Source organism: Streptococcus sp. GMD4S (genome assembly GCF_000296955.1).
Window position 1 is genome coordinate 1 of record NZ_AJRE01000158.1, and the last position, 2,217, is coordinate 2,217.

2 protein-coding genes are annotated in these 2,217 nt (G+C 39.8%); both read left to right on the top strand.

Annotation, left to right across the window (positions count from 1 at the left end; translation table 11 throughout):
- Positions 1-32: 32 nt before the first annotated feature.
- Positions 33-2,006: a DHH family phosphoesterase gene (locus GMD4S_RS08095; protein ID WP_000739982.1), complete on the top strand. Its 1,974-nt coding sequence runs from the start codon at positions 33-35 to the stop codon at positions 2,004-2,006.
- A partial coding sequence (rplI, locus tag GMD4S_RS08100; protein ID WP_000864207.1) for a 50S ribosomal protein L9 occupies positions 2,003-2,217 on the top strand: 215 nt, incomplete at its 3' end. The genes GMD4S_RS08095 and rplI, both read left to right, overlap by 4 nt.

Sequence of the window (2,217 nt, forward strand, 5' to 3'; positions counted from 1 at the left end):
TTTGTGATATAATAATGCGCAAGAGGTTTAGAATGAAAAAAAATAATTTAATCCCGTTTTCTGCAGTCTTGCTAGGACTTGCAACTTTCGGAATCTTAACTTTGCTGATTATTTTTTCACATAATCTTGCTGTAACAATCACTGTTTTGTTTTTATTTGTACTGCTTTATTTGCTTTTATTCGTTTGGCAAAAAAAACAGTATGAAAAGAGCGAAATTGAACAAATCCAATATGTAAATCACCAAGCCGAAAATAGCTTGAGTACTTTGCTTGATCAAATGCCGGTGGGAGTACTGAAATTAGACTTATCAAGTGGAGAAGTGGAATGGTTTAATCCCTATGCTGAGCTGATTTTAACTACTGAAGAAGGCGAAATTGATGTTGAGTTAATTCAAACCATCATCAAGGCTTCTGTTGGGAATCCAGGTTCGTATGCTACCTTGGGCGAAACACGATATGCTGTTCATATGGACAAGGCTTCGGGTGTTTTGTATTTCTTTGATGTTTCTGGGGAGTACGAAGCAACTGTCGAATTGGTAACTAGCCGTCCAGTCATTGGAGTCATCTCAGTAGATAACTATGATGATTTGGAGGATGCGACATCTGACTCTGATATCAGCCATATCAATAGCTTTGTAGCTAATTTTGTTTCAGAATTTGCTAGTAAGTATGCTATGTTTTCTCGCCGTGTGGGGATGGATCGTTTTTATGTATTCACAGATTACACGGTACTAGAGGAATTGATGAATGATAAATTCTCCGTTATTGATACTTTCCGAGAAGAATCAAAACAGAGGCAGCTAGCCCTAACTTTAAGTATGGGATTTTCTTATGGTGATGGAAACCATGAAGAGATAGGGAAAATTGCCTTGCTCAACTTGAACTTAGCAGAAGTTCGCGGTGGTGACCAGGTGGTGGTCAAGGAAAATAACGAAACCAAGAATCCTGTCTACTTTGGTGGAGGAACTGCTGCATCTATCAAACGTACTCGTACACGTACCAGAGCCATGATGACAGCCATTTCTGATAAGATTCGAAGTGTTGACCAAGTTTTTGTAGTCGGTCATAAAAATCTAGATATGGATGCTTTGGGATCTGCTGTCGGTATGCAGTTGTTTGCAAGTAATATTATTGAGAACAGTTATGCTGTCTATGATGCAGAACATATGCCAGCAGATATCAAACGTGCTATTCAGTTCTTGAAGAAGGAAGATGTCACGAAACTTTTATCTCTTACAGATGCGATGAAGTTAGTTACAAACCGTTCATTATTGATTCTGGTGGATCATTCCAAGACGGCTTTGACTTTGTCAAAAGATTTTTATGATTTGTTCACTCAAACTATTGTTATTGACCATCATAGACGTGATCAGGATTTCCCTGAGAATGCAGTCATCACCTATATTGAAAGTGGGGCAAGTAGTGCCAGTGAGCTGGTCACAGAATTGATTCAGTTCCAAAATTCTAAGAAAAATCGTTTGAGTCGTATGCAGGCCAGTGTTTTGATGGCTGGTATGATGCTGGATACCAAGAATTTCACATCTCGCGTGACGAGCCGAACCTTTGATGTGGCTAGCTATCTGAGAACACGGGGAAGTGACAGTATTGCTATCCAGGAGATCGCTGCGACAGATTTTGAAGAGTACCGTGAGGTAAATGAACTCATTTTACAAGGTCGTAAGTTAGGTTCAGATATCTTGATTGCCCAAGCTAAGGACTCAATGTCTTATGACACAGTTGTTATCAGTAAGGCTGCCGATGCTATGCTGGCTATGTCTGGTATTGAGGCTAGTTTCGTTCTGGCAAAAAATACACAAGGATTTATCTCTATCTCGGCTCGAAGTCGTAGTAAAATCAATGTCCAACGCATTATGGAAGAGTTGGGTGGTGGAGGTCACTTTAATCTAGCTGCCGCGCAAATCGAGGATATGAGTTTGTCGGAAGCAGGAGAAAAATTGACTCAACTAATCTTGGAAGAACTAAAGGAAAAGGAGAAAGAAGAATGAAAGTAATCTTTTTAGCAGATGTTAAAGGAAAAGGGAAGAAAGGCGAAATCAAGGAAGTACCAACTGGCTACGCTCAAAACTTCCTGATTAAAAAGAATTTGGCCAAGGAAGCAACTGCTCAAGCAGTGGGTGAGTTGCGTGGAAAACAAAAATCAGAAGAAAAGGCTCATGCTGAAATGATTGCTGAAGCAAAAGCCATCAAGGCTAAGCT